20 protein-coding genes are annotated in these 20779 nt (G+C 70.5%); 9 read left to right on the top strand and 11 right to left on the bottom strand.

The window, feature by feature from the left end:
* Positions 1 to 11: 11 nt before the first annotated feature.
* A complete protein-coding gene (locus tag ACFWU9_RS15615; RefSeq protein ID WP_384318458.1) occupies positions 12 to 1214 on the bottom strand; it encodes a sensor histidine kinase in 1203 nt (400 codons plus the stop codon).
* 177 nt (positions 1215 to 1391) lie between these two features.
* On the opposite strand from ACFWU9_RS15615, the gene ACFWU9_RS15610 reads away from it, so the two are divergent.
* The gene (locus ACFWU9_RS15610) at positions 1392 to 2384 is read left to right on the top strand and encodes an SAM-dependent methyltransferase (protein ID WP_384318550.1); all 993 of its coding nucleotides are present in this window, start codon (positions 1392 to 1394) and stop codon (positions 2382 to 2384) included.
* Positions 2381 to 3532, top strand: a complete 1152-nt coding sequence (locus tag ACFWU9_RS15605; RefSeq protein WP_384318456.1) for an NADH-quinone oxidoreductase subunit D — start codon at positions 2381 to 2383, stop codon at positions 3530 to 3532. The genes ACFWU9_RS15610 and ACFWU9_RS15605 overlap by 4 nt, the downstream gene beginning before the upstream one ends.
* Positions 3533 to 3664: 132 nt before the next feature.
* Here the strand turns inward: ACFWU9_RS15605 and ACFWU9_RS15600 are convergent, their stop codons facing one another.
* From ACFWU9_RS15600 to ACFWU9_RS15585, 4 genes are all read right to left on the bottom strand, one after another.
* Complete coding sequence (locus ACFWU9_RS15600; protein WP_384318454.1) at positions 3665 to 4837, bottom strand: hypothetical protein; 1173 nt, start codon at positions 4835 to 4837, stop codon at positions 3665 to 3667.
* A 115-nt stretch (positions 4838 to 4952) separates the two neighbouring features.
* Positions 4953 to 5927 (bottom strand): glycine betaine ABC transporter substrate-binding protein, encoded by a 975-nt coding sequence (locus ACFWU9_RS15595; protein WP_384318452.1) that lies wholly within the window; start codon positions 5925 to 5927, stop codon positions 4953 to 4955.
* A gap of 147 nt (positions 5928 to 6074) precedes the next feature.
* A complete protein-coding gene (locus ACFWU9_RS15590; protein ID WP_384318450.1) occupies positions 6075 to 6842 on the bottom strand; it encodes an ABC transporter permease in 768 nt (255 codons plus the stop codon).
* A gap of 3 nt (positions 6843 to 6845) precedes the next feature.
* Positions 6846 to 7583 (bottom strand): ABC transporter permease, encoded by a 738-nt coding sequence (locus ACFWU9_RS15585; protein WP_384318448.1) that lies wholly within the window; start codon positions 7581 to 7583, stop codon positions 6846 to 6848.
* Positions 7584 to 7726: 143 nt separating this feature from the next.
* On the opposite strand from ACFWU9_RS15585, the gene ACFWU9_RS15580 reads away from it, so the two are divergent.
* The 6 genes from ACFWU9_RS15580 to ACFWU9_RS15555 all read left to right on the top strand — a co-directional run bounded on the left by ACFWU9_RS15580 (position 7727) and on the right by ACFWU9_RS15555 (position 12128).
* A complete protein-coding gene (locus tag ACFWU9_RS15580) occupies positions 7727 to 8899 on the top strand; it encodes an ABC transporter ATP-binding protein (protein WP_384318446.1) in 1173 nt (390 codons plus the stop codon).
* Positions 8900 to 9027: 128 nt separating this feature from the next.
* Entirely contained in the window at positions 9028 to 9894 is an 867-nt protein-coding gene (folP, locus tag ACFWU9_RS15575) for a dihydropteroate synthase (protein WP_384318444.1), read from the top strand.
* Entirely contained in the window at positions 9891 to 10358 is a 468-nt protein-coding gene (locus tag ACFWU9_RS15570) for a nuclear transport factor 2 family protein (RefSeq protein ID WP_384318443.1), read from the top strand. The genes folP and ACFWU9_RS15570 overlap by 4 nt, the downstream gene beginning before the upstream one ends.
* 211 nt (positions 10359 to 10569) lie before the next feature.
* Positions 10570 to 10929, top strand: a complete 360-nt coding sequence (gene folB, locus ACFWU9_RS15565) for a dihydroneopterin aldolase (protein WP_384318441.1) — start codon at positions 10570 to 10572, stop codon at positions 10927 to 10929.
* Positions 10926 to 11522 (top strand): 2-amino-4-hydroxy-6-hydroxymethyldihydropteridine diphosphokinase, encoded by a 597-nt coding sequence (gene folK / locus ACFWU9_RS15560; protein ID WP_384318439.1) that lies wholly within the window; start codon positions 10926 to 10928, stop codon positions 11520 to 11522. Before folB ends, folK begins: the two co-directional genes overlap by 4 nt.
* A gap of 114 nt (positions 11523 to 11636) precedes the next feature.
* Positions 11637 to 12128: a DUF3180 domain-containing protein gene (locus ACFWU9_RS15555; RefSeq protein WP_384318548.1), complete on the top strand. Its 492-nt coding sequence runs from the start codon at positions 11637 to 11639 to the stop codon at positions 12126 to 12128.
* A gap of 34 nt (positions 12129 to 12162) precedes the next feature.
* On the opposite strand, the gene folE is transcribed toward ACFWU9_RS15555, so the two are convergent.
* From folE to dacB, 6 genes are all read right to left on the bottom strand, one after another.
* Positions 12163 to 12768 carry a GTP cyclohydrolase I FolE gene (folE, locus tag ACFWU9_RS15550; protein ID WP_384318437.1) on the bottom strand — a complete coding sequence of 202 codons (606 nt, stop codon included), beginning with the start codon at positions 12766 to 12768 and terminating at the stop codon, positions 12163 to 12165.
* Positions 12769 to 12879: 111 nt separating this feature from the next.
* On the bottom strand, positions 12880 to 14907 hold the full coding sequence (gene ftsH / locus ACFWU9_RS15545; RefSeq protein WP_384318435.1) for an ATP-dependent zinc metalloprotease FtsH: 2028 nt from the start codon (positions 14905 to 14907) through the stop codon (positions 12880 to 12882).
* Between the two features lie 195 nt (positions 14908 to 15102).
* Positions 15103 to 15663 (bottom strand): hypoxanthine phosphoribosyltransferase, encoded by a 561-nt coding sequence (hpt, locus tag ACFWU9_RS15540; protein WP_384318433.1) that lies wholly within the window; start codon positions 15661 to 15663, stop codon positions 15103 to 15105.
* Positions 15664 to 15731: 68 nt separating this feature from the next.
* Complete coding sequence (gene tilS, locus ACFWU9_RS15535; RefSeq protein ID WP_384318431.1) at positions 15732 to 16808, bottom strand: tRNA lysidine(34) synthetase TilS; 1077 nt, start codon at positions 16806 to 16808, stop codon at positions 15732 to 15734.
* 324 nt (positions 16809 to 17132) lie between these two features.
* Positions 17133 to 18263, bottom strand: a complete 1131-nt coding sequence (locus ACFWU9_RS15530) for a zinc-dependent metalloprotease (RefSeq protein WP_384318429.1) — start codon at positions 18261 to 18263, stop codon at positions 17133 to 17135.
* 145 nt (positions 18264 to 18408) lie between these two features.
* Positions 18409 to 19893 carry a D-alanyl-D-alanine carboxypeptidase/D-alanyl-D-alanine-endopeptidase gene (gene dacB / locus ACFWU9_RS15525; RefSeq protein WP_384318546.1) on the bottom strand — a complete coding sequence of 495 codons (1485 nt, stop codon included), beginning with the start codon at positions 19891 to 19893 and terminating at the stop codon, positions 18409 to 18411.
* A 265-nt stretch (positions 19894 to 20158) separates the two neighbouring features.
* On the opposite strand from dacB, the gene ACFWU9_RS15520 reads away from it, so the two are divergent.
* Entirely contained in the window at positions 20159 to 20653 is a 495-nt protein-coding gene (locus ACFWU9_RS15520; protein WP_003968257.1) for an inorganic diphosphatase, read from the top strand.
* The last annotated feature ends 126 nt before the right edge of the window (positions 20654 to 20779 follow it).

Raw genomic sequence — 20779 nt, 5'->3', positions numbered from 1 at the left:
GCGGGCGCGGTTCAGTGCGCCGGTTTCAGAGGCAGCAGCGCGCTGATCCGGAAGCCGCCCCCCGGCCGCGGCCCCGCGTCGAGCGTGCCACCGACCATGCCGACGCGCTCGCGCATCCCGATGAGGCCGTGGCCCCGGCCGTCCGCGCCGCCGTCCACGTACAGATCATGGCCCGCGCCGCGCCCGTCGTCCTCCACCAGAAGTCCCAGCCCGTCGTCGAAGTAGACCAGACGGACGCTGGCTCCCACATCGGGTCCGCCGTGCTTGCGGCTGTTCGTCAGGGCTTCCTGCACGATCCGGTACGCGGTCAGCTCCACGCCGCTCGGCAGCGAGCGGGGGGTGCCCTCGACCTTGAAGTCCACGGCGAGCCCCGCCGACCGCACCTGCTCGACGAGGTCCTCTATCTGCTGGACGTCGGGCTGCGGCACGTACTCGCCGCTCTCCTTGACGTCCCCGGTCCGCAGCACGCCGAGCAGCCGCCGCATCTCCGCCAGCGCCTGCCGTCCGGTGCCCGAGATGGTCTCCAAAGCCTGCCTGGCCTGCTCGGGCGCGGTGTCCAGGACGTAGGCGGCACCGTCGGCCTGGACGACCATCACCGACACGTTGTGCGCGACGACGTCGTGCAGCTCGCGGGCGATCCGCGCGCGCTCGGCGGCGACCGCCACCTTGGCCTGCGCCTCGCGCTCCTTCTCCAGCCGGGTGGCGCGCTCCTCCAGCTGGGCGAAGTAGGCGCGGCGGGTACGGACGGAGTCGCCGAGCACCCAGGCGAGCGCGAAGGGCACGGCCAGCACGACGGTCAGGAAGAACTGTCCGCTGCTGCTCGCCTCGGTGGTGGGCCAGCGGAGCTGGGCCAGCGGAGCGGCGGCGAGGCCGCCGATCAGCCCCAGCTGGGTGGCCCAGCGCGGACCGCCCCGGGCCGCGACGGTGTAGATGAGCGCCAGCATGGCGAAGTCGCCGGGGTTCGGCCGGATGTCCGTCAGGACCTGGAGCACGCCCAGGCCGGCCACGACCAGGAGCATCTTCTCCGGAGCGCGACGCCGCAGCGCGACGGTCAGCGACAGCACCAGAACGATCAACCCGGCCAAGGCCGCGGGCGCCCGGCCCGCACCCGCCTCCACGACCACCCACAGCATGGAAAACCCGAAGAGCACCACAGCCCAGAAGCTGTCGACGCCCGTCGGGTGTCTACGGAGAAAGTCATAGAGACGCTGCACGTAACCCAGCGTAGGGACGCCACCAAGGCAGAAGGGTCAACCGGAGGGCCGATCCGGTCGGTCGGCGCGTACTCCCCAAGGTGGAGACTTGGGTCCGTGACGGATGAGGACGGTAAGCGCGACGAGGCCGAGGGGGCTCCATGGGGCGTGCTGGAGGCCCGTGGATGGGCCGCGGCCATGGAGAGCGCGCTGTACGGCCCGGAGGGCTTCTACCGGCGCCCTGAGGGGCCTGCCGGGCACTTCCGCACCTCCGTGCACACCTCACCGCTCTTCGCGGCGGCCGTCGCACGGCTCCTGGTGGCGACCGCCGAGGCGCTGGAGACCGACGAGATCGCCCTGGTCGACATGGGCGCGGGGCGCGGGGAACTGCTGACGGGGGTCCTGGCCGCCGTACCGGACGGGCTGGCGGTACGGCCGTACGCCGTCGAACTCGCCGCGCGTCCGCCCGGACTCGATCCCCGTGTGGAGTGGACCGACAGGCCCCCGGAGGGGATCAGGGGGCTGCTGTTCGCCAACGAGTGGCTGGACAACGTGCCGGTGGACGTCGCGGAGAGGGGGCCCGACGGGACGGTGCGCTACGTCCTGGTGGGCCCCGACGGCACGGAGCGGCCGGGCGATCCGGTGGAGGGCTCGGACGCGGCGTGGCTCGCGCGGTGGTGGCCGATGGCCGAGCCGGGCGCGCGGGCGGAGATCGGCCGTACGCGGGACGAGGCGTGGGCCGCGGCCGTCGCGGGGGTGGAGCGGGGGCTGGCGGTGGCCGTCGACTACGCGCACGTACGGGAGGACCGGCCGCTGTTCGGGACGCTGACCGGGTTCCGCGGCGGCCGTGAGGTGCGCCCGGTGCCGGACGGCAGGGGCGACATCACCGCCCATGTGGCGCTGGACGCGTGCGCGGCGGCGGTCGGCCTCCGGGGCAAGGAGGGCGCGGTGGGCAGGGAGGGCGCGGGGGGCGCGGAGGCCTTCGTACTGAGCCAGCGCGAGGCCCTGCACCGCCTCGGCGTCAGCGGCGAGCGCCCCCCGCTCTCCCTGGCCACGGCCGACCCCGCCTCCTACGTACGCGCGCTCGCCACCGCCGGCCAGGCCGCCGAACTGACCGCCCGGGGCGGCCTCGGGGACTTCGGCTGGCTGATGGTTCCGGTCGGCACGGCTCTGAGAGACTGGCCCGCATGACGGAGACCACCCGCACGACGGTCGGCATCGGCGGCGCGGCCGAGAGCACGGACATGGTGCTCAACATCGGGCCCCAGCACCCCTCGACGCACGGTGTGCTCCGACTGCGTCTGGTGCTCGACGGCGAGGTGATCCGGCAGGCCGAGCCGGTCATCGGCTATATGCACCGGGGCGCCGAGAAGCTGTTCGAGGCGCGCGACTACCGCCAGATCATCATGCTCGCCAACCGCCACGACTGGCTGTCGGCCTTCGCGAACGAACTCGGCGTGGTGATGGCCGTCGAGCGCATGCTCGGTATGGAGGTGCCCGAGCGCGCCGTCTGGACCCGGACCCTGCTGGCCGAGCTGAACCGGATGCTCAACCATCTGATGTTCCTCGGCTCCTACCCTCTCGAACTGGGCGGCATCACCCCGGTCTTTCACGCGTTCCGGGAGCGCGAGGAGCTCCAGGCCGTCATGGAGGAGATCTCCGGCGGCCGGATGCACTTCATGTTCAACCGCGTCGGCGGTCTCAAGGAGGACCTGCCCGCGGGCTGGCTGGACCGCGCCAGGCACGCGGTCGCGCAGGTCCGTTCGCGGATGGACGTCTACGACAGGCTGGTCCTCGGCAACGAGATCTTCCGGGGCCGCACCCGTGACGTCGGTGTCCTGACCGCCAAGACCGTGCACGCGTACGGGGTGTCGGGCCCGATCGCGCGGGCCTCGGGCGTCGACTTCGACCTGCGCCGCGACGAGCCGTATCTCGCCTACGGGGAGCTCCAGGACACGCTGAAGGTCGTCACCCGCGAGGAGGGCGACTGTCTGGCCCGCTTCGAGTGTCTGCTGGAGCAGACCCACAACTCACTGGACCTCGCGGACGCGTGCCTGGACCGCATCGCCGATCTGGAGCCGGGGCCGATCAACCAGCGGCTGCCCAAGGTCCTCAAGGCGCCCGAGGGACACACGTACGCCTGGACCGAGAATCCGCTCGGCATCAACGGCTACTACCTGGTGTCGAAGGGCGAGAAGACCCCGTACCGGCTGAAGCTGCGCTCGGCGTCCTTCAACAACATCCAGGCGCTGACCGAGCTGCTGCCGGGCACCCTGGTCGCCGACATGGTCGCGATCCTCGGCTCGCTCTTCTTCGTCGTCGGCGACATCGACAAGTAGCGGGGCCCGCCCGGTCCGGTCCCCCGGAGCGACGTCACGGTCACGTCCGAACCGCTCACCGCGCGGATCTCAAGACCGAGTTGAAACCAGCGTCCCCCGATGGATGCGAGGGGTGTGTTCTGCGGGCGGGCCCTAGGAGCCGATCGCACTGCGCAGTTGGCCCAGCGACTCGGACTCGTCGTGCTCGGTCAGGTCGATGACCTGGCCCACCGCCCGGCCGTCGCTCCCGCGCGGCTCGTCAAGGGCCTCCTCACCGGCCGCATCCGCGAGGTCGTCGCTCTGCGCCCGCTCCAGCTCCGCCGACTCCGGCTGTCCGCTCCCGCTGTCCGGGGTCTCCGGTCCGGCGGCGCCGTCCTCCGCGTCCGCGGTGGGCGTATCGATCGCGGCCGAACCGCCCTTCTGCGTACCGAAGAAGTCGAAACCTCCCTCGGGACCCCGCTGGAGCCGGTGCCGGCGGTTGTACGGAACGATCGAGGACGCGCCCGGGTGGGGGCGGGTGGCCGGCAGGGACGAGGACGGCCGGGCCTTCAACGGGAGCGCGGACGACGGGCGGGTGTGCTCGGCGGCTGCCGCCGCTTCGGCCGCGCGCCGCTTCCGCGCTTCCTTCTCCTGCTCGACCTTCTGGGCGCGCACCATCTCCGCCTTCGCGGCCTGCTTCGCCCGTTCCGCCTCGGCCGCGGCCTCACGGGCCGCTCGATCGGCGAGCTGCCGCCGACGGGCCTCTTCGAGAATCCGCTTCGTGCTCTGTGTCACGCCGTTGCGCGTCAGGTCGTCAAGGGCCTGCGCGGCACGGTGGTACGCGGACGCGGTGGGCGTACTGCCCGCGGGCGGCAGTGCCTTCGGCTCGGTGGCCGCCTCGATGGCGAGCTGCCGCCGACCCTCCAGCGCGCTGGCGCGCGCGGTCTCCGCCGTGGCGTACCGGCGCAGGAGCGCGGCGTGCTCGCCGCGCAGCTTCGCGAGTTCCGCCCGCTTCGCGCGGAGCTTGGCGTCGAGCCTGGTGCGAATCTCGCGCGATTCCTCGACGTCGGTCTCGAGTTCGGCTATTCGCTCTTCGTTCTTCCACTCCTCGTTCGTCTGCGCGTGCAGCAGTTCGGCGACGCGCCGGCCCGCGGCCCGGTCCCAACTGCGCATCAGATAGGCGCCGGTGGCGGCGGTGGCCGCTGTGACGGCCACCAGACCGCGCAGCGCCACGGGTTCCGCGAGGAGCCAGGCACCCGCGGCGCACAGAGCCGCGGCCCCGGCCACGGCCGACGGCGGCAGGATCCTGTGGAGGGGCGGGGAATTGCGGTGGCGTCCACGTGGCATGGCCAGAAATTTACCGCGCGTCGAACCGGAATGGGGGTCGGCCGGACAATCTTTCCCCGTCCGTTGCCGACTCCACTCCCGTCCCTCTACTTCCCGCCGCCTCCGGCCACTTGCCCTACTTGCCGATCAGGTCTTTGGACTCCAGATACTCCTTGGCGACATCGGCGGGCTTCGCGCGCTCCGCGTCGACCTTCAGGTTGAGCTTCGCGAGATCCTCCGTCGTGAGGATGTCGGTGAGCTTGCCGAGAATGTCCGCGATCTCCTGCGAACCGGCGTCCTTGGCATTGACGACCGGAAGTACGTTGTCCGCGTTCTGGAGCTTCTTGTCGTCCTCCAGGACCACCAGACCGAAGCTGTCGAGCGTGCCGTCCGTGGTGGTGCTGAGAACCAGCTGGTCCTTGCCGTCCTTGACCGCCTGCTTGGCCTGCGGAGTACCGACGCCCTGCGGGTCGATGCCGGTGACATCGATTCCGTACGTCTCCTTCAGACCCGGCGCGCAGAACGGCCGTACCTCGCACTCGTCACCCGCGGCGATCTTCACCTTGAGCTTCGAGGCGCCCAGATCCGAAAGGGTCTTGAGCTTGTTCTTCTCGGCGTACTCCTTGGTCACCGCGAAGGCGTTCTGGTCGACCGCCTTGCCGGCCGGGAGCACCTTCAGGCCGCGCGGCTCCGCCAGCTTCTCCAGGGCGGCGACCGTGGCGGCCGTGTCGCTGGAGGCGAGCGGCTTCTTCACCGCCTCGTCCGCGCCGTTGACCTTGGCGTTGAGGAATTCGGTGAGCGTCGCCGCGTACTCCGGGACGACGTCGATCTCACCCTTCTCCAGGGACGGCTCGTACAGCTCGCGGTTCTTCACCGTGGTGACGGACGTGTCGTATCCGCCGTCGCCGAGGATCTGCGCGTAGAGCTCGGCCAGCACCTTGGACTCGGTGAAGGCCGCCGCGCCGACGACGAGGGAGCCCTTCTTGTCGGAGCCCGAGCCCTTGTCCGAGCCGCCGTCCGACTCCAGGCTGTCGCCGCCGCACGCGGCGAGCGATCCGGTCAGGACGACAACGCCGAGTACGGCACCCGCCATGCGCGAGGTCTTGCTCATGAGAATTCACCATCCGTTGAGGGAGGCCCCGGAGGAGGCCTGAAAAGTCTTTCGTCACACGGTCGTCGATTCGTACCGTCGTCGATTCGAACGCCCGCTGGTCCACACGCCTGTCGTGTCACTCGGTCGTCATGTCACACCGTCTTCTCACACCGTCTTCGTCACCCGGTCCCGCGGAAGCGCGTCGCCGCCGCCCTGAGCGCCGGCCGCGCCGCCGTCCCGCGCGACGGGCACCGGTGCCCGGACGGCGGTGACGGACGGAGACGGGTCGAGCACCCGGTCCAGCGCCACGAGCACGCCCTCCACGACCAGCGCGAGCAGCGCCACCAGGAGCGCGCCGGCGACGACCTGCGGGGTGTCGTACGTGTTGAAGCCGGCGGTGATGATCCGCCCGAGGCCGCCCTGCCCCACCATCGCCGCGATCGTGGCGGTGGCGATCACCTGGACGGAGGCGGACCGGAGGCCGGTCATCACCATCGGATAGGCGAGGGGCAGCTCGACCCGTACGAAGAGCTGGCGCCCGGACATCCCCATGCCCCTGGCGGCCTCCAGCACCGCGCGGTCCACCTCCCGCATGCCCACGTAGGCGTTGGTCAGCAGCGGCGGCACGGCGAAGAGCACCAGCGCGACGATCGTCGGCACATAACCGGCGTTGCGCAGTGGCGAGAGCATGAACAGCGCGAGCACGGCGAAGACCGGGACCGCCCGCCCGATGTTGGAGATGTTGATCGCGAGCGCGCCGCCCTTGCCGATGTGCCCGAGGTAGAAGGCCGTCGGCAGGGCTATCGCGCACGCGAGCGCGAGGGCGACCCCGCTGACGTACACATGCTCACCGAGCCGGGCCAGCGCACCGCCGTCGCCCGACCAGTTGGACCCGGTGATCAACCAGGTCCACGCGTCTCCCAGGACACCCATCGGTCAGCCCCCCACCTTCACCGGGCCGCCGGTCCGGCCCTCGCGCGACGGACGTGACGCACGGCCCGGGCCCGTACGGGCCCGGGTCCAGGGCGTGAGCAGCCGCTGGAGTCCGAGCAGGAGCAGGTCCGCGGTGACCGCCAGCAGCACGCAGAGCACCGAGGCGGCCAGCACCTGTGCCTTGAAGAGGCTCGGCAGCGCGTCCTCGATGAGATTGCCGAGCCCGCCGCGCCCCACGATCGAGCCGACGGTCGTCAGCGCGACCGTCGAGACCGTCGCTATCCGGACACCCGCCATCAGCGCGGGCAGCGCGAGCGGCAGCTCGACCTCCCAGAGCAGCCGCCCGGAGCCGTACCCCATACCGCGGGCCGCCTCCTTGGCCTCCGCCGGAACGGAGTCGAGGCCCGCGATGATGTTCCTCACAAGAATCGTCAGCGAATACAGCACCAGGCCGGTGATCACCAGCGCGGACGACAGCCCGAAGAACGGCAGCAGCAGCGAGAACATCGCCAGCGACGGGATTGTGTAGAGCAGCGTCGTCAGTCCGAGCACAGGGCCCGCGAAAGCCGGTTTGGCGCGGGCGAGCAGGGCCAGTGGAAAGGCCACGAGCAGCCCGATGAGGACCGAGACAACGGTGATCCAGATGTGCTGGACCGTCGCATCGATCAACTCCTGGCTACGGGAGCGGAGGTACTCTCCGCAGATCCATTCGTTCGCCGCCAGACAGCTTTGAGCGCTCATCCACCCCCGCCTCCCCTATCTCCCCGAACGTATGTCTGGTGTCTTTGTCTCGGCGACCCTATCCCCGACCACTGACAATCGCGGAAGGCCGCCACATTCCAGCAACATTGCCTTCACACAAGACCCGTCACAATGGGGAAATCATGATCCGATTCGAGCACGTCACCAAGCGGTACCCGGACGGCACCACGGCCGTCGACGACCTCAGCCTGGAGGTCGGGGCGGGCGAGCTGGTCACGCTCGTCGGACCGTCCGGCTGCGGCAAGACCACCACCATGAAGATGGTCAACCGGCTGATCGAACCGACCGAAGGCCGGATCTTCATGGACGGGGAGGACATATCGACCGTCGACCCCGTCCAGCTCCGGCGACGGATCGGCTATGTGATCCAGCAGGTCGGTCTGTTCCCGCACAAGACGATCCTGGAGAACACGGCGACCGTCCCCCATCTCCTCGGCTGGCCGCGCGGCAAGAGCCGCGAGCGCGCCGCCGAGCTCCTCGACCTGGTCGGCCTCGACCCGTCCGTCCACGGCGACCGCTACCCCGAGCAGCTCTCCGGCGGACAGCGCCAACGCGTGGGCGTGGCACGCGCGCTGGCCGCCGACCCGCCCGTCCTGCTGATGGACGAGCCCTTCGGCGCGGTGGACCCCGTCGTACGCGAGCATCTCCAGAACGAGTTCCTGAAGCTCCAGGCCGCCGTCAACAAGACCGTGCTCTTCGTCACGCACGACATCGAGGAGGCGGTCCGCCTCGGTGACCGGATCGCCGTCTACGGGCAGGGCACCATCGAGCAGTTCGACGCCCCGGCCGCCGTGCTGGGCGCCCCCGCCACGCCGTACGTCGCCGACTTCGTCGGCGCGGACCGCGGCCTCAAGCGGCTCTCGGTCACCCCGATCGAGGAGGGCGACCTGGAACAGCCGCCCGTGCTGCACCTGGACGACCAGCTGCGGACCGCGGCGGCGAAGCTTTCCAAGGAGGGCGCGCGCTGGGCCGTCGTCCTGGACGCCGAGGACAATCTGCACGGCTGGATCTCCACCGAGCAGACCGGCTCGTCGGGCACCGTACGGGAGCACGCCCGTCGTATGGAGGCCTGGCTGCCCGTCGGCGCCTCCCTCAAGCAGGCGTTCTCCACGATGCTCCAGCACGACGCCGGCTGGATCGCCGTCATCGACAAGGAGGAGACGGGGCGCTTCCTCGGTGTGCTGACGCCGGCCCGGCTGCACGAGGCGCTGCGCCGCTCGATCGACGCCGACGCCCATGCCATCCCCCGTACCGAGGTGGAGCTGGAGACGGTCGCCCAGATCGCCGCGCACTGACCCGGCACGCGTCCTGGCCCCGCCCCTCTTCCCGGACGCTCCCCGGGGGTGTGACGGTGTCCCCCGGTGGGGGCCGACCCCGCCCGGTGGGGGCGTACCCGGGCACGTACGGGCCTAGGGTGGGACGTATGAGTACGTTGCGCCCCCAGGGCGGAAGGGGCACGGTCGACGGCCTGCCGGAGTGGGACCGCTGCGCGGTCATGGGAGTCGTCAACGTGACGCCCGATTCCTTCTCCGACGGCGGCCGCTGGTTCGACACCACCGCCGCCGTCAAGCGCGGCCTCGATCTGGTCACCGAGGGCGCCGACCTGGTGGACGTCGGTGGGGAGTCGACGCGCCCCGGCGCCTCGCGGGTCGACGAGGACGAGGAGCTGCGGCGGGTCGTGCCCGTCGTTCGGGGCCTGGCGTCCGAGGGCGTCACGGTGTCCGTGGACACCATGCGGGCGTCCGTCGCCGAGCGGGCCGTGGCCTCCGGCGCGGTCCTGGTCAACGACGTCAGCGGCGGCCTCGCGGATCCGGCCATGGTGCCCGCCGTCGCCGCCACGGGCGTGCCGTTCGTCGTCATGCACTGGCGCGGTTTCAGCCAGGACATGAACAGCCGCGCCGTCTACACGGACGTCGTCGCCGAGGTGGTGGCCGAACTTCGCGAGCGCATGGAAGCGGTGATCGCGGGCGGAATCGCCCCCGAGCGCCTGGTGATCGACCCCGGCCTCGGCTTCGCCAAGGGCGCCGAACACGACCTGGCGCTGCTCGCCCACGCCGGGGACCTACGGGCCCTGGGCCGGCCGCTGCTGGTCGCCGCGTCCCGTAAACGGTTCCTCGGCCGCGTACTGGCCGGTGACGGCGCCCCGCCCCCCGCGCGCGAACGCGACGCCGCGACCGCCGCCGTCTCGGCGATCGCCGCCCACGAGGGCGCCTGGGCGGTACGGGTGCACGAGGTCCGCGCGACCGCCGACGCCGTCCGCGTGGCGCGTGCCATCGAGGGAGCCCGGTGAAGAGCACTCCGAGCGGGACCGACAAGGAACAGGTCGACGCTCTCAACACGGCCTTCTACGAAGCCATGGAGCGCGGCGACCTGGACGAGCTGTCCGACCTCTGGCTGGACGGCGACAACCCCGCCGTCAGCTGTGTCCACCCGGGCTGGCCGGTGCTCACGGGCCGCGGCGAGGTACTGCGCTCGTATGCGCTGATCATGGCCAACACCGAGTACATCCAGTTCTTCCTCACGGATGTCGTGGTCTCCGTCGCGGGCGACACCGCCCTGGTGACCTGCACCGAGAACATCCTCAGCGGTGGTCCGGCCGAGGAGAGCGGTGCGCTCGGCCCGCTCGTCGGCCAACTGGTGGTCGCCACCAACGTCTTCCGTCGCACCCCCGAGGGCTGGCGGGTCTGGTCCCACCACGGCTCGCCCGTTCTGGCCGAAACCGACGACGAGCAGGACGACGAATCTCCCGCGTGAGTGGGTAAGGCACCTACGAGGGCCGGTCCCGCGCCCCCGGAACTACCTGCGGTTCCCTGTCGCGCGGCGCCCGCCGTGGCTGTCGCCCGCGGTGACCGAGGCCCCCCACGGGCAGTCCGTGCCGGGGCCCGCGAGTAGATTCGACCGGGGACACGCGCCTCCGCGTGCGGCACAGTGCCCCACCTGACCAACGACAGCAGGAGTGATTCGCGTGGACCGTCTCGCGCTGCGCGGGCTCAAGGCCCGTGGGCACCATGGCGTCTTCCCCCGGGAGCGGGAGGAGGGGCAGACGTTCATCGTGGATCTGGTGCTGGGCCTCGACACCCGCCCCGCCGCCGCGGGCGACGACCTGACGAGAACGGTCCACTACGGAGTCGTGGCCGAGGAGGTCGTGGCCGTCGTGCGGGGTGAACCGGTCGACCTGATCGAGACGCTTGCCGAGCGCATTGCGGAGCAGTGTCTTAAGCACGATGCCGTCGAGGAGGTCGAGGTGACGCTCCACAAGCCGGATGCCCCGATCACGGTCCCCTTCGACGACGTGACCATCACGATCACCCGGAGCCGAGTATGAATCCACAGAGCGATCCGACCGTTCAGCCGGTGCCGGCCTCGGTGGTGGCCCAGGTCGATGCGGCGGATGTCACCCTGTCCAATCCGAAGCGGGCCGTGATCAGCCTCGGGTCCAACCTCGGCAACAGGCTGGAGACCCTCCAGGGCGCGATCGACGCGCTGGAGGACACCCCCGGCCTGCGGGTGAAGGCGGTGTCCCCGGTGTACGAGACGGTGCCCTGGGGCGTCGAACCGGGCAGTCAGCCGACGTACTTCAACGCCGTTGTCGTGGTCAAGACCACGCTGCCGCCGTCGTCCCTGCTGGAGCGGGCCCAGGCCGTCGAGGAGGCCTTCGACCGCGTCCGCGTGGAGCGCTGGGGGCCGCGCACGATCGACGTCGACATCGTGGCGTACGCGGACGTCGTCTCGGACGACCCGGTCCTCACCCTCCCCCACCCGCGCGCCCATCAGCGGGCCTTCGTGCTCGTGCCCTGGCACGACGTGGAGCCGGAGGCGCGGCTGGCCGGGAGGGGTACGGTCTCCGAACTGCTCGCCGTCGTCGAACAGAAGGGCGTCGAGGCCCGCGCGGACCTGGAACTCCGTCTACCCGACTAGTCGTTAGGCTCTGCGAGCCGGTAGTCCGGTCATGGGACCGGCGCCGGTGCCTGTCGGCAGGTGTGCGGATGACGTGTGTCGGTGACGAGTAAGGGTGAAGGGCGGGCTCTCGCGGTGAGGCAATTGCGGATCGGGGTTCTGGCGGGCCTCTTCGCCGTGGCCGGGGTGCTCTCGTGGGGCGCCGCCCGCCTCTGGGACTCGCTCGGCACCCTGCCCAGCGTGCCTCTCGCGGCACCCATCGTGCTCGCGGTGATCGCCGTCGTCCTCTTGGCGACGGCCCTCTCGCTGCGGTCCCGGCTGCGTGCGCAGCGTGAACGGCGGCCGGGCGCGAAGGGTGTGAATCCGATGATGGCCGCCCGCGCGGTTGTTTTCGGCCAGGCGAGCGCGCTCGTCACAGCGCTCGTCGCCGGGATGTACGGCGGGACGGGCGTCTTCCTGCTCGGCTCCCTGGAGATCCCCGCCCGGCGGGACCAGGCCTACTACGCGGGAGCCTCGGTGGTGGCCGGCATCGCGGTGATCGCGGCCGCGTTCTTCCTGGAGCGTGTCCTCAAGCTGCCCGACGACGGGCACGACGACGACCATCACCAGGGCGCCGCCCACGTCTGAGGGGTCGGCCGGCCGGTGTCGCCACGGTCGTCGTTCAGCGGGCCATGATCAGACTCATCGCCTCGTTACGGGTCGCCGGGTCGCGCAGCTGCCCCCGTACCGCCGAGGTGATCGTCTTCGCGCCGGGCTTGCGCACTCCGCGCATCGACATGCACATGTGCTCGCACTCGACGACCACGATCACACCGCGCGGCTCAAGGATCTTCATCAGCGAGTCGGCGATCTGCGTGGTCATCCGCTCCTGGACCTGGGGCCTGCGGGCATAGACGTCGACCAGTCGCGCCAGCTTCGAAAGACCGGTGATCTTCCCGTCGGCCGACGGGATGTATCCGACGTGCGCGACGCCGTGGAACGGCACCAGATGGTGCTCGCACGAACTCTGCACCTCGATGTCCTTCACCAGGACCATCTCGTCGTGGCCGATGTCGAACGTCGTGGTCAGGACGTCCTCGGGCCGCTGCCACAGCCCTGCGAATATTTCCTTGTACGACCGGGCGACCCGTCCCGGCGTCTCGCGCAGGCCCTCACGGTCCGGGTCCTCACCGACCGCGATCAGAAGCTCCCGTACCGCGTGCTCGGCCCGCTTCTCGTCGAACTCGCCGATCACACCTTCGCCGTCGAGCCTCACGGGGTTGGTCATTTGGGCCTCGTTCCTCTGCCGTTCCGTGCGCGGCAACAGAAATGCCGCGCCCCATCAGGCTAAGACCTGTGGGGCGCGGCAGATATTCCGGGCCTGGTGAGAAGCCCGGGGTCAGCTCTCCGGTCGTTCCTCCGGAACAGCCTCGGGCGAGGAGTCGCCCGTCGTCACCCCGGGAATCGAGCCGTTGCTACCGGTGGCGCCGTTGGTGAGCGCCAGCTCCTTGGGCGAGAGCACCGGCGGGCGGGTCGAGGGCGTACGCCGCGAGGAGCCGGTCCACGCCGGACGGGCCGGGCGCCGCACGATCGTCGAGAAGATCTCGGCGATCTGCTCCTTGTTGAGCGTCTCCTTCTCCAGCAGCGCGAGGACCAGGTTGTCGAGAACGTCGCGGTTCTCGACGAGGATCTCCCAGGCCTCGTTGTGCGCGGTCTCGATCAGCTTCTTGACCTCTTCGTCGACCAGCGCGGCGACCTCTTCCGAGTAGTCGCGCTGGTGGCCCATCTCACGACCGACGAAGGGCTCCGAATTGTCACCGCCGAACTTGATCGCGCCGAGCCGCTCGGTCATGCCGTACTGCGTGACCATGGCCCGTGCCGTCGCCGACGCCTTCTCGATGTCGTTGGCCGCGCCGGTGGTCGGGTCGTGGAAGACCAGCTCCTCCGCCGCGCGCCCGCCCATCATGTAGGCAAGCTGGTCCAGCATCTCGTTGCGCGTGGTCGAGTACTTGTCCTCGTCGGGCAGGACCATGGTGTAACCCAGGGCCCGGCCGCGGGACAGGATCGTGATCTTGTGCACCGGGTCGGAGTTCGGAGACGCCGCCGCCACCAGGGCGTGGCCGCCCTCGTGATACGCGGTGATCTTCTTCTCCTTCTCGGACATGATCCGGGTCCGCTTCTGCGGGCCCGCCACGACTCGGTCGATCGCCTCGTCCAGGGAGTGGTTGTCGACGAGCTTCTTGTCGCTGCGCGCCGTCAGGAGCGCCGCTTCGTTCAGCACGTTCGCCAGGTCCGCTCCGGTGAAGCCGGGCGTACGACGGGCGACAGCGCCCAGGTCGACGTCCGGGGCGACCGGCTTGCCCTTCTGGTGGACCTTGAGGATCTCCAGACGGCCCTGCATGTCCGGGCGGTCGACCGCGATCTGCCGGTCGAAGCGTCCCGGGCGCAGCAGCGCCGGGTCGAGGATGTCGGGGCGGTTCGTGGCGGCGATCAGGATGACGCCGCCCTTCACGTCGAACCCGTCCATCTCGACGAGCAGCTGGTTGAGCGTCTGCTCGCGCTCGTCGTGGCCGCCGCCGAGGCCCGCGCCGCGGTGCCGGCCGACGGCGTCGATCTCGTCGACGAAGACGATCGCCGGGGCGTTCGCCTTGGCCTGCTCGAAGAGGTCACGCACACGTGAGGCACCGACACCGACGAACATCTCGACGAAGTCGGAACCCGAGATCGAGTAGAAGGGGACGCCGGCCTCACCGGCCACCGCGCGGGCGAGCAGCGTCTTACCCGTACCGGGCGGGCCGTAGAGAAGCACACCCTTCGGGATCTTGGCGCCGACGGCCTGGAACTTCGCGGGCTCCTGGAGGAACTCCTTGATCTCGTGGAGCTCCTCGACCGCTTCGTCGGACCCCGCGACGTCGGCGAACGTCGTCTTGGGGGTGTCCTTCGTAATGAGTTTGGCCTTGGACTTCCCGAACTGCATGACTCGGGAGCCGCCGCCCTGCATCTGATTCATCAGGAACAGGAAGACCACGACGATGAGGACGAAGGGCAGCAGGGAGAGCAGCACAGAGACGAACGGACTCTGCTTGGAGGGCGAAACGGTGTAGCCCTGCTTGATGTCGCCGCTCTCGAACTTGCTCTGCAGCTTGTCGGCCAGGCGAGCGCCCTGGGAGCCGATGTAGCTCGCCTGGACCTTGTCACCGCCCTGGACCTTCTGGCCGTCCTTGAGGTCGATCTTGATGATCTGTTCGTCGCCTGTGGTCAGCTTGACCTGGTCGACCTGGTTCTTGTCGATCGCACGGACGACCTCGCCGGTGTCCACCGTCTTGTAGCCGCCCGACGAGCCGACGACCTGCATCAACACGACCACGGCGAGGACGGCCAGCACGATCCACATGACAGGCCCACGGAAGTATCGCTTCACGTCCATCCATACGGAGCGAGAACGCCCCGTCCCTCCTGCCCGTAGGTAAATGCTGCTGTGAGAAAAGACTGTTCTTCGGACGGTACCCCAGCATTGTCACCCGCGACCGCACGGGACTGCCGGTAAACCGGTCTTCCCATGCTCCAACGGCGGGAAGGGTGCGGGGGTTCCCGGCCCGGCACCGCGGGCTCCGTGCCCGGCTCAGCCGCCGTAGACATGGGGGGCGAGTGTGCCGACGAATGGAAGATTCCGGTACTTCTCCGAGTAATCGAGCCCATAGCCGACAACAAACTCATTCGGAATGTCGAAACCGATCCATTTCACATCGATCGCGACCTTTGCGGCATCCGGCTTACGGAGCAGCGTGCAGACTTCCAGCGAGGCCGGCTCCCGTGAGCCGAGGTTCGACAGCAGCCAGGAGAGCGTCAGGCCCGAGTCGATGATGTCCTCGACGATCACGACGTGCTTGCCCTTGATGTCGGTGTCCAGATCCTTGAGGATTCTGACCACTCCGGACGACTGCGTTCCGGCGCCGTACGAGGACACGGCCATCCAGTCCATCGTCACGGGGGTGGACAGCGCACGCGCCAGGTCCGCCATCACCATGACGGCGCCCTTGAGGACGCCGACGAGGAGGACGTCCTTGCCCGCGTACTCCGCGTCGATCTTGGCGGCCAGTTCGACGAGCTTCGCGTCGATTTCTTCCTTGGTGATGAGCACCGACTTGAGGTCGGCGCCCATGTCCTTGTGGTCCACCCGCATCACTTTCGTTGTCGGCCAGGAGGCCGGAACTCGCCGCCCGGGAGACACAGCCGTCGTGCTTCAGCGCTTCAGCCCTGCCGGATGACCAGTCTGCCACCCTGCCGTTGGGCCTCGACGCGGCCCGGCAGGTTGATGGCTCCCTGGCCTCGCCAGCCCGTGATCAGGCGGTCGATCTCCTCGATGTGCCGGGCGAAGAGCGAACCGGCGGGCGCCCCCGCGACCACGGCGGCCCGGCGCAGAACACGGCGGCGGACGGCGGGCGGCAGCGCGTACAACTTGGCGCATTCCAGCTGTCCCGCGTCGTCCCGTACGGCCGACTCGGCGTCGGCGGCCCAGGCGTCGAGGGCGTCGGCGTCGTCACGGGAGAGCTGCGCCGTACGGGCCAGGGCCTCGACGACGCCCTTGCCGAGCGCCTTCTCCAGGGCGGGCAGACCCTCGTGGCGCAGCCGCGAACGGGTGTACGCGGGGTCGGCGTTGTGCGGGTCGTCCCAGACCGGGATCGCCTGGACCAGACAGGCCTTGCGGGCGGTCTGCCGGTCGAGTTGGAGGAAGGGGCGGCGGTAGCGTCCGGTGGCGCCGGAGACGGGGGCCATCCCGGAGAGCGAGCGGGTGCCGGAGCCGCGGGCGAGACCGAGCAGGACGGTCTCGGCCTGGTCGTCGCGGGTGTGGCCGAGCAGGACGGCGGCCGCGCCGTGCCGCTCGGCGGCGGCGTCGAGTGCGGCGTAACGCGCGTCGCGGGCGGCGGCCTCGGGCCCTCCGTCGCGGCCGACGGTCACGGCTACGGACTCGACGGGATCGAGCCGCATCGCGACGAGCCGGGTGACGACTTCGGCGGCACGGAGGTCGGAGCCGGGCTGGAGACCGTGGTCGACGGTGACGGCGCCCGCGCGGACGGAGAGTTTGCGGGCCTCGAAGGCGAGGGCGGAGGCGAGGGCCATGGAGTCGGCGCCGCCGGAGCAGGCGACGAGCACCAGGGGGCGGCCGTCGGCCGGGGGCGGTGCGGCGGCGGGGGCGGCGTCGGCTGCCGGGGGGAGCGGGGAGCGCTCGGTGTCGGAGCTCGCGCGTTCGGAGTATTCGGTGATGACGTCGTGGAGTACGCGGCGGACCGCCAGGCGTATCGCCGCGACCGCAGGATGGGGACCCATGTCCGGTGCCCTTCGTGATATTTGGGGGGTGCCTCGGTCGGAGTAGGGACGGGGTTCAGTCACACAGAGTGCGTCGATGGTGACAGAACCGGGCCGTTCCCCGAGCATTGCACGCCTACCCACCGCCCACGGTCCCTCGGATGGGTGATGCTGGCCCATTCCGGTGGACACCTGTGGGCGTTGACATCCGGCACAAAGCTTCGCGCGCCCCTCCTTGGGAGGCGTAACCGCGAGGAAGCGCGGTCCTGAAGGAAGCCCAGTGCCGATGAAGCGCCGTCCTGAGGAGGCGCGGGACCCGTCAGGAGGCTTGGGACTCCCGGGGGCCTACGACTCCGCCTTGCGGTGCACCCGTGCGATCCAGTCCGCCGGCTTGGCGATCTCCGCCTTCGTGGGAAGAGTGTTGGGGGACGTCCAGACGCGGTTGAAGCCGTCCATGCCGACCTCCTCCACCACGGCCCGTACGAAGCGCTCCCCGTCCCGGTACTGCCGCAGCTTCGCGTCCAGACCGAGCAGCTTGCGCAGCGCCTGGTCGAGCCGGCTGGCGCCCTTGGCCCTGCGCTGCTGGAACTTCTCGCGGATCTCGGCCACCGAGGGCACGACCTGCGGCCCGACACCGTCCATCACATAGTCGGCATGGCCTTCGAGCAGGGACATGACCGCGGTGAGCCGGCCGAGGATCTCCTTCTGGCCGGGCGTCTGGACCAGTTCGACCAGGCTCCGGCCTTCCTCCTCGTCCTCGCCCTCGGGGCGGTTGCCGGTGAGCGACTGGGCCGCCTCACGCAGCCGTTCCACGACGGTGGAGGGGTCGACCTCGGTCTCCTCCAGGAATGACTGGATCTCACCCTCGAGGTGGTCACGGAGCCACGGCACACCGGTGAACTGGGTGCGGTGGGTCTCCTCGTGCAGACAGACCCAGAGCCTGAAGTCGTGCGGGTCGACGTCGAGTTCGCGCTCGACATGGACGATGTTCGGCGCGACGAGCAGCAGCCGGCCACCGCCGCCGTCACTCGAAGGGAGGTCCCGGCTGGGTGGGGCGAACGTCTCGTACTGGCCGAGGACGCGCGAGGAGAGGAACGACAGCAGCATGCCCAGCTCGACGCCGGTCACCTTGCCGCCCACCGCGCCGAGGACGGCGCCGCCCGGTGTGTTCGACCGGCGGTCCTGCATCTTGTCGAGGAGCGGTTTGAGCAGCTCGCGGAAGCCCGCGACGTTGGCCTTGATCCAGCCCGCCCGGTCCACGACCAGGACGGGGGTGTCCGGTGGCTCGTGGCCTTCGGGGATCATCCGTGTGTAGCCGCGCACGTGCTCCTCGGCCGCCTTGGCGTGCCGCCGCAACTCGGCGACGATCTCGCGGGCCTCGTCCCGGCTCACTTCCGGTCCCGGCCGCGCGAGGCGGGTCGCGGTTGCCACCGCGAGATTCCAGTCCACCATCTCGACCCCACCGATGCTCGTCATGCGTCAACCGTACGTGCTCGCGCCGAATGGCGGTGATGTGTCGGACGGGCGGTTCTCGTCCCCCGCGCGTCGCTCGCCCGCCCGTGCCCGTTTCTCTGTCCGGGCCGCCCCGGCCGCCCCCGCCGCCGTGCGGCGGCCGGGGCGGTCAGGAGGCCAGTTCCGCCGAAAGGTGGTCCAGGGCCTGTTGCGCCGTGTCGGGGGCCGGGGCGTCCTCCGCCAGGAAGGCGAAGGCCAGGAGCCGTCCGCCGGGGCCGACGACCGTGCCCGCCAGGGAGTTCACGCCGGTCAGGGTGCCGGTCTTCGCGCGGATGAGGCCGCTGCCGGTGATCGCGTCGCCGTCGTCGTACCGGCCCCGGAGCGTGCCGCTGAATCCGGCCACCGGGAGCCCGGTGAGGACCGGCCGCAGCTCGGGCCGGTCCGGGTCGGCCGCGCGGGCGAGGAGCGCGGTGAGCAGGCCGGTGGTGATCCTGTCGTGGCGGTTGAGACCGCTGCCGTCGCGCAGGAGCGCGCCGTCGACGGGCAGCTTCAGCTTCTTGAGCTCGGCCTGGACGGCCTGCTGCGCGCCGGCGAAGCTCGCGGGTCTGCCCGCCTTGATGGCGACCTGCCGGACGAGTGATTCGCCGATGTCGTTGTCGCTGTTCGTGAGCATCCGCTCGACCAGGGCGGACACGGGACGCGAGCGCGTCACGGCGAGACGGTCGGCGTCCTTGGGGGCCTTTCCCTTGGCCGGGGGCTTCGCGACCCTGACGCCGCCCTCGCGCAGGAGCTCGACGAAGACGTCGGCGGCGTCGCCGGCCGGGTCGCCGCTGCGCGGTGCCGGGCCGCCGAACGAGTCACGGGCGGAGTCGTCCAGCCGGCCCTGGCCGCTCATCAGGGCGGTGACGGGCGCGATGTTGTCGTTGGGGCCGATCGGGTGTTCCCGGTCGCCGGAGTAGAGGGAGACGTCGAAGCGGACGGTGACGCGGTGCACGCCGCGGTCGCGGAGCGCCCGCGCGGTGTCGTGGGCGAGGGCGCGCAGGCTCTTCCGGTCGAGGGTGGCGTCGCCGCCCCCGACGAGGGTGATCTCCGTCGGGTCCTCGTCGGCCTTGGCGTCGGCCTTGGCGTCGGGGGTGTCGTCGGCCTTCGTGTCGCCCTTGTCGGCGGTCTTGTCGCCGCTCTTGTCGTCGCCTTTGTCGGCGCCTTTGTCGTCGTCCCTCTTGCCTCTGTCACCGGCTTTGTCGTGAGCGGTGACGACGGTGGTGGCGATGCGGTGGTCGGGGCCGAGCGCGGAGAGCGCGGCGACCGCCGTGGCGATCTTGATCGTGGAGGCCGGGGTCATCGGCCGGTCGGCGCGCTGCCCGTACAGCTCCTCACCCGTGGCGACGTCGACGACGGACGCCGCGGGCGCCGGTCCCAGGTCCGGGGACCCGAGCAGCGGCCCCAGCGTCTCGCGGAGGTCGGCGGGGAGATCGGCCGCGGCGGACAGGGACCCGACGGGCACGGCGAGTTCGTCGAGTACGCCGGCGGCGCTGGGCGCGGGCGCGGGCTCCCGTACGCCTCCGCCCGGGTGATGTGCGCCACCTGTGCCACTCCGGGCGGCCGCCCAGTCGCGCTCGGCCTTACGCTGACCGGAGTCCCAGGGGCCGGCCATGGCCACCGCCCCGGCCGCCAGTACCAGGCCGAACACGGCGGAACCTGCCGTGAGCTGCCACACTTTCGGCTCAAGCACGGTTGACCAGCCCCTTTCGCGATCACACAGCTGCGTGGGGGACACTTAATCACTGCGCGTTGCCATGAGCACGGTGCCCCGGCCAGCGATGGCCGAACCTGCTCGCTCCTGGGGTCGGCCCCGGTGACGTGCGGTATCACCGACAGCAGCATCACCGACATCTGTGTTGATCATGGAGGAGCCACCCGTGGAGTTCGACGTCACCATCGAGATCCCTAAGGGTTCGCGAAACAAGTACGAGGTGGACCACGAGACCGGCCGGATCCGCCTTGACCGTCGTCTCTTCACCTCGACCAGCTACCCGGCCGATTACGGCTTCGTCGAGAACACCCTCGGCGAGGACGGCGACCCGCTGGACGCGCTGGTCATCCTGGACGAGCCGACGTTCCCCGGCTGTCTCATCAAGTGCCGCGCGATCGGCATGTTCCGGATGACGGACGAGGCCGGCGGCGACGACAAGCTGCTGTGCGTCCCCGCGTCGGACCCGCGCGTGGAGCACCTGCGGGACATCCACCACGTGTCGGAGTTCGACCGTCTGGAGATCCAGCACTTCTTCGAGGTCTACAAGGACCTGGAGCCCGGCAAGTCGGTCGAGGGTGCGGACTGGGTGGGCCGTGCCGAGGCCGAGGCCGAGATCGAGGCCTCCTACAAGCGCCTTGAGGCGCAGGGCGGCGCGCACTAGCGCCGGCTTTTCTCCCACGGACTGGGGTTCGGCGGCCGCCGGGCCCCGAGGGCCGGGAGCCGACGCGTACGAGCGGCGGGCAGCGCACCATTCGGGTGCGCCGTCCGCCGCTCGCGTGCGCCCGTC

It is taken from the genome of Streptomyces sp. NPDC058653 (genome assembly GCF_042716895.1).
Lineage (GTDB): Bacteria > Actinomycetota > Actinomycetes > Streptomycetales > Streptomycetaceae > Streptomyces.
This window is presented reverse-complemented; position numbering and strand designations above follow the sequence as displayed.

What these genes read in the sequence shown, in the direction of transcription:
- dacB (WP_384318546.1), bottom strand. Translation starts at nt 19,893, where the DNA reads ATGGCCGGCCCCTGGGACTCCGGTCAGCGTAAGGCCGAGCGCGACTGG.
- ftsH (WP_384318435.1), bottom strand. Translation starts at nt 14,907, where the DNA reads ATGGACGTGAAGCGATACTTCCGTGGGCCTGTCATGTGGATCGTGCTG.
- folP (WP_384318444.1), top strand. Translation starts at nt 9,028, where the DNA reads ATGAGTACGTTGCGCCCCCAGGGCGGAAGGGGCACGGTCGACGGCCTG.
- ACFWU9_RS15580 (WP_384318446.1), top strand. Translation starts at nt 7,727, where the DNA reads ATGATCCGATTCGAGCACGTCACCAAGCGGTACCCGGACGGCACCACG.
- hpt (WP_384318433.1), bottom strand. Translation starts at nt 15,663, where the DNA reads ATGCGGGTGGACCACAAGGACATGGGCGCCGACCTCAAGTCGGTGCTC.
- ACFWU9_RS15590 (WP_384318450.1), bottom strand. Translation starts at nt 6,842, where the DNA reads ATGGGTGTCCTGGGAGACGCGTGGACCTGGTTGATCACCGGGTCCAAC.
- ACFWU9_RS15530 (WP_384318429.1), bottom strand. Translation starts at nt 18,263, where the DNA reads ATGACGAGCATCGGTGGGGTCGAGATGGTGGACTGGAATCTCGCGGTG.
- folK (WP_384318439.1), top strand. Translation starts at nt 10,926, where the DNA reads ATGAATCCACAGAGCGATCCGACCGTTCAGCCGGTGCCGGCCTCGGTG.
- ACFWU9_RS15595 (WP_384318452.1), bottom strand. Translation starts at nt 5,927, where the DNA reads ATGAGCAAGACCTCGCGCATGGCGGGTGCCGTACTCGGCGTTGTCGTC.
- folE (WP_384318437.1), bottom strand. Translation starts at nt 12,768, where the DNA reads ATGACCAACCCCGTGAGGCTCGACGGCGAAGGTGTGATCGGCGAGTTC.
- tilS (WP_384318431.1), bottom strand. Translation starts at nt 16,808, where the DNA reads ATGGGTCCCCATCCTGCGGTCGCGGCGATACGCCTGGCGGTCCGCCGC.
- ACFWU9_RS15605 (WP_384318456.1), top strand. Translation starts at nt 2,381, where the DNA reads ATGACGGAGACCACCCGCACGACGGTCGGCATCGGCGGCGCGGCCGAG.
- ACFWU9_RS15610 (WP_384318550.1), top strand. Translation starts at nt 1,392, where the DNA reads ATGGAGAGCGCGCTGTACGGCCCGGAGGGCTTCTACCGGCGCCCTGAG.
- ACFWU9_RS15585 (WP_384318448.1), bottom strand. Translation starts at nt 7,583, where the DNA reads ATGAGCGCTCAAAGCTGTCTGGCGGCGAACGAATGGATCTGCGGAGAG.
- ACFWU9_RS15600 (WP_384318454.1), bottom strand. Translation starts at nt 4,837, where the DNA reads ATGCCACGTGGACGCCACCGCAATTCCCCGCCCCTCCACAGGATCCTG.